7 protein-coding genes and 1 pseudogene are annotated in these 4,359 nt (G+C 70.8%); 3 read left to right on the top strand and 5 right to left on the bottom strand.

The genetic code is table 11. The features are described from left to right. A pseudogene (locus FCI23_RS59015) lies at window positions 1-254 on the top strand (NF041680 family putative transposase); the annotation flags it as partial. A 36-nt stretch (window positions 255-290) separates the two neighbouring features. On the opposite strand, the gene FCI23_RS54210 reads toward FCI23_RS59015, so the two are convergent. The 5 genes from FCI23_RS54210 to FCI23_RS54230 form a co-directional block, all read right to left on the bottom strand. Next, complete coding sequence (locus FCI23_RS54210) at window positions 291-707, bottom strand: hypothetical protein (RefSeq protein WP_136731563.1); 417 nt, start codon at window positions 705-707, stop codon at window positions 291-293. Window positions 708-1,141: 434 nt separating this feature from the next. Continuing rightward, complete coding sequence (locus FCI23_RS54215) at window positions 1,142-1,411, bottom strand: hypothetical protein (RefSeq protein WP_136731564.1); 270 nt, start codon at window positions 1,409-1,411, stop codon at window positions 1,142-1,144. A 308-nt stretch (window positions 1,412-1,719) separates the two neighbouring features. Continuing rightward, complete coding sequence (locus FCI23_RS54220; protein WP_246144911.1) at window positions 1,720-2,175, bottom strand: universal stress protein; 456 nt, start codon at window positions 2,173-2,175, stop codon at window positions 1,720-1,722. A 148-nt stretch (window positions 2,176-2,323) separates the two neighbouring features. After that, window positions 2,324-2,641: a hypothetical protein gene (locus FCI23_RS54225; protein WP_136731565.1), complete on the bottom strand. Its 318-nt coding sequence runs from the start codon at window positions 2,639-2,641 to the stop codon at window positions 2,324-2,326. Window positions 2,642-2,737: 96 nt separating this feature from the next. Next, window positions 2,738-3,526, bottom strand: a complete 789-nt coding sequence (locus FCI23_RS54230; RefSeq protein WP_136731566.1) for a dynamin family protein — start codon at window positions 3,524-3,526, stop codon at window positions 2,738-2,740. A 160-nt stretch (window positions 3,527-3,686) separates the two neighbouring features. On the opposite strand from FCI23_RS54230, the gene FCI23_RS57940 reads away from it, so the two are divergent. Both FCI23_RS57940 and FCI23_RS54235 read left to right on the top strand, forming a co-directional pair. Beyond that, window positions 3,687-3,836 carry a hypothetical protein gene (locus tag FCI23_RS57940; protein WP_169317469.1) on the top strand — a complete coding sequence of 50 codons (150 nt, stop codon included), beginning with the start codon at window positions 3,687-3,689 and terminating at the stop codon, window positions 3,834-3,836. Window positions 3,837-4,097: 261 nt separating this feature from the next. Beyond that, a partial coding sequence (locus FCI23_RS54235) for a hypothetical protein (RefSeq protein ID WP_211265896.1) occupies window positions 4,098-4,359 on the top strand: 262 nt, incomplete at its 3' end.

The raw sequence follows: 4,359 nt of genomic DNA on the forward strand, positions 1-4,359 counted from the left end.
ACCTGCGCCGTCCCTGGGAGCGACCCGCCGAGCCCCGCCGCCTCACTCCCGCCCGCGTCCGCCGGGGGTTTCGCAACGTCCGCGCGACGGCGGCCCGTCCCGCGGCCGCACCGAAACCGTCCAAGCCCGGCTCAGGACGGCCTCCCGGCTCGAAGAACAAGCACCGAGCCAAGCGCCACGACGTCGGCAAGACGGTCAAACGCGCCGAGTCGATCAAGGAACACCAAGCCCGCCGAGGATTAACGTCAAGCTGAGCTTGTCTTTTATGGTCAGAAGCTGTTTGCACAACGTCACGGCGATGGAAGTGGCGCGGGTGTGTCGCCGGGCGGCCACCAGTGAGCGCCGTAGTAAATGTGGTTCGCCCAGAAGTCGGGATCCTCGTGATAGGCGATGTCCGAGCCCACGATCCACGTCCGCGGAGTCCGCCCGTCGTCCCCGGGCTCACACCAGTGACGAACGATGCGCGCGACCGCCTCACCTGGGGTGATGCCGAATTCCGTCGACAACTGGTGGGCGACAGCACGACAGAACTGCAACGCCTCGGCGTCCCCGGCGCACGGGAACTCGTCGTCCGACCGAAGAACCGACTCGTGGACGAGATACTCCACGGGCCCGGGCAGGCCACCGACGCCGACGGGCACGCGAGTTGCGATCTTGTCCTGCAAGGCCGACACCGTCAGCCCGTACTCTTCGAGGAAGCGATCCAAGTCCCGCTCGACGCCGATGCATACGTACCGGGCAGGAGCAGGATCACGAGGCGCAGGCATAACTACATGATGCCCGCGCCCCGACACAGTTCAGGCCGTCACCAGTAACCACGAGCGACGCCGTGTTCGATTTCTGACCATAAAAGACAAGCTGAGCGCCCTTTGAGGGGCGTATGGGACCTTGCGTGGTCAACGATGCCCGACCGCCCCCGGTGGGGCAACCCCGCATGGGCCGTTCGCGAGCAGGTGCAGGCGTCACGCAGGTCGCGGGCTGTCCGCTCCTCCCGCGTGATGCGGGGACGGCGGGCGGGCCATGAAACGCCGGTCAGTGAGCGGCTCATGGCTGCGCCACCCCTCGTCGAGCGCGCGGGCCGCCACCGGCCTGATCTCGTCGCGCAGGTCCCGCAGCCTGTTGGCCGGTGCTCCCAGGCCGTTCAGCGCAGGCGGACCGCCTCGACGCAGGCATCCGGCCGGGAGGTGAAGGTGGGGCCCAGTGCCTGGTGGGTCATCCACTGGTGATAGACCAGGAGTCGCAAGGCCCGCTCCCGCACGTTGCGCCGGTCGTCGTCGGGGTTCAGCGTGCGCAGCCTTACGGTCAGCCGGCGGCAGACCTCGAGTTGCTGTGCGCCGTCCTGGCCGCCGGAGCCGGGCGGGCCCGGCTCCGGCCACCACCTGGTCCGCGAGCGGTCGTGCCGCCACCGCATCGTCCAGGATTCCCATCAAGGCCTCCAGCTGGACCTGGTGAGTGGGGTGCGGCTGAGCGTGCCGGGCGGGCCAGAGGTCGTGCCCGGCCCGGTGAAGCACACTGGCGGCGCCTGGACTCGGAGGCGGGTGCGGGGAGGCGGGTGCGGGCATGGCTCCTGGTCGCGTGAATCAACCAGGGACCGTCAGCGGTACCAGCCGCGGTTGCGGTGAGCCCCCTCACCGGCATGCCCGACGTACATCTCCGGTGCGCCGCGCCGGGCACGGTTCGGCAGCACCGCCGGTCCTCGCGCTTCGCCGAATGGCGCGGTCATGGCACGATCAGCACCGGGCACGGCGCGCGGCGGCTGACCTGCTGCGCGGTCGACCTGAGGTGCGGCACCCACGGCACGCGGCGGCCGCGGCGAGCGAGCACGATCAAGTCCGCGTGGACTTTCTCAGCGGCTCGCACCAGCTCCTGTGCTGCTGGCCCGGCGCGGATCTCCACGGTCACCTGCACGCTGTACTCGTCGGCGAACGCACGGGCAGCGGCCAGCCAGGGACGGAATGCCTGCTCTTCCACCACCATTTCCTCCTCCACCTCGCCCATCGTCGCGGCGTGGTGCGGCGGATGCGCCTCGACCACCACGGTGATCAGCTGGGTGCCGTGGTTGCGTGCCAGGCCGATCGCACGCTCCAGGGCCCGGCGCGCCTGCGGTGAGTCGTCGTACGCGACCACGATCCGGCTGAACACACCACCGGTGGGCTCCGCCTCAGTCCCGGTCATCGGGCTCACCGCCCGGGGACGCTGCGGACCACCGGGGAGCCGCCGCCCAGGGCAGTCAGTCGGGTCCGCCGTCTCCCGAGCCAGAGGTGCGCTGGGCCGCTTCTTCCCGTGGTCGCCCGGCAGATGCCGACGGAGAAGAAGCGCGGGTTCACGGGTCGCTGTCTTGCGGCAGCACGAGGGAGGCGCCGAGCAGATCGGGGACGGTGCCGCGGAGGGTGTCGAGGTCGCGCGCGAGACGGTCGCAGAGGCGTCGGTCGAGCGCGGTTGGCTTGGTGGTGAGCAGATGTTCGTGTTTGCCACGGCACCGGTCGACGGCGGTGCGGGTCAGCGTCGCGAGGCGGCGTCGGCCTTCGGCTTCCCTGTCGCGGCCGGTCCGCCCGGCGCAGTGTTCGTCCCACTGCGCCGCCCAAGCGTCGGCCACCCGTTGGGGGAGCGTGGCAGCGGCCTGTTCGGCGGTGGCGTTCACCTCCTGCACGGTCCGGCGGCCCTGAGCGCGTACCAGGCCCACCGCCGTCGTCGAGCAGCCCGGCGGCCAGCTGCCGGGCCCGGCAGCTGGGGGAGATCAGCAGGTCCACGTCCCGGCGCTGCGTGAACGTGAAGTAGGCGCTGAGTGACACCGCCAACTCGTCCACCCCGCCGCACTGCCGCCTGGGCGGCACACACATACACCGACACGGCGGCGCCGAGCGCCTGGGCGGCCACGGCTGTGGCATGGGGCGTTGTCTCGGGCAGGTCGGCGGGGTCCAGCAGGTTGGCCTTGTTCAGCACGACGAAGGTGCTGAACGGATGCCTGCGCCACCAGGCGGAGCAGTTCCTGCTCGGCTGCGGAGACCGGTGGGTCGGCGGTGAGGACGAAGATCGCGGTGTCCATGGTGCACACGCTGGCCAGGGCTTCGTCGGTGTTCTGGCCCTGCACCGAGCCGGTGCCGGAGGTGTCGACCAGCTCAACACCGTCGGCGAGCAGCGGTGTGTGCAGCTGCGGGACGACCTCAGCGATCCCGAGCCGGTTGCCGGGATCGGCCGTCTGGGTGAGGTACTTCGCCAGGTTGTGTACGTCGTGCTGCCCCACGCGGCCGTCGGTGGACCGGAGGACCATGCCTTCCGGTCCGCCACCGCGCACCGTGGTGGCCAGGGCCGTGACCGGCAGCACGCCGGTCGGCAGCACGTCACGCCCGAGCAGCACGTTGAACAGCGTGCTGGTATCGCCGGCCATGAGCACCCGGGAGCGGTTCTGGCGCAGCTGGCCGCCTGCGCCGTCCGGCAGGCAGCGGTCGTCGGCATCGTCGCCGACACCGGTGGCATCCAGGCGGTCCGGTATCAGATGCGGCTGGGGGCGTGCGCTCGCGGTCATTAGGGTCTGCCTACCTCGTCGGCAGGGACCGTTGGCGGCGCTCGGCCGCGGCGGGCGGTGGGCGCCTCCAGCGTCTCCTGGATTCCACGGTATCGGTGGCCGACCGGCGGCGGGAAGCGGTCGATCCGGTCATGGCCGCCTCCTGCCGCCCGCGCCGGCCGTGACCACGGAAAGCGAGGACCGGGGCGAGCAGCCCGGCCGGGTACTGCGCCCAGAACGCTGCGTCCATCCAGCTGAGGCGCTCGTCCAGCACTCCTGCGTCCAAGCCGTCACCGAGCAGCGCAAACAACCGGGTGAGTCCCCGTCCTGACCGTGCCGCACGGCACCTCATGCCCGTGTTGGGGCGCTTTCGCCCTGGTCGATGGGCTTGACGACGAAAGGGAGTGGGCAGTGCTGCCAACGGACACGCCGGGCTATTGCCGGCGCACCGCCTTGGGCGGCGAGTAATCACTCGAGGGGTGTGCATGCAGGGCAGCGCGTGCAATCATGAATTTACGTAGTATTAACGTGGGGGTCGTGTAGAGAAGGTGGACGCCGCGACTAGAGAAGGTAGCCGCCACGACTAGAGAAGGTGGACGCCACGACCATTCCGTGGAGGCCGCAGCTGTCGGTGCCGTGGCTGACAACGGCGCGCGGCGCCGGCGTGGAGGCTGGATGGGCCGCGCGGCGCCTGGCCGGGATCCCGGTGGACCTGGCCGGCTGGGGTCTGCGGCAGCTCACCGGGCGGCTCGGCCCGGCCGTCACCTGGTTGCCGCCGGGTCCGGTCGAGGAGCCGGAGGCCGAATCGGGGATGCCGGTGCTGCTGGTGCGCGGACTGGCCGACCGGGCGTCGG

This window comes from Actinacidiphila oryziradicis (assembly GCF_005047355.1).
Taxonomy (GTDB): Bacteria; Actinomycetota; Actinomycetes; order Streptomycetales; family Streptomycetaceae; genus Actinacidiphila; species Actinacidiphila oryziradicis.

What these genes read in the sequence shown, in the direction of transcription:
- FCI23_RS54215 (WP_136731564.1), bottom strand. Translation starts at nt 1,411, where the DNA reads ATGCGGTGGCGGCACGACCGCTCGCGGACCAGGTGGTGGCCGGAGCCG.
- FCI23_RS54220 (WP_246144911.1), bottom strand. Translation starts at nt 2,175, where the DNA reads ATGACCGGGACTGAGGCGGAGCCCACCGGTGGTGTGTTCAGCCGGATC.
- FCI23_RS54230 (WP_136731566.1), bottom strand. Translation starts at nt 3,526, where the DNA reads ATGACCGCGAGCGCACGCCCCCAGCCGCATCTGATACCGGACCGCCTG.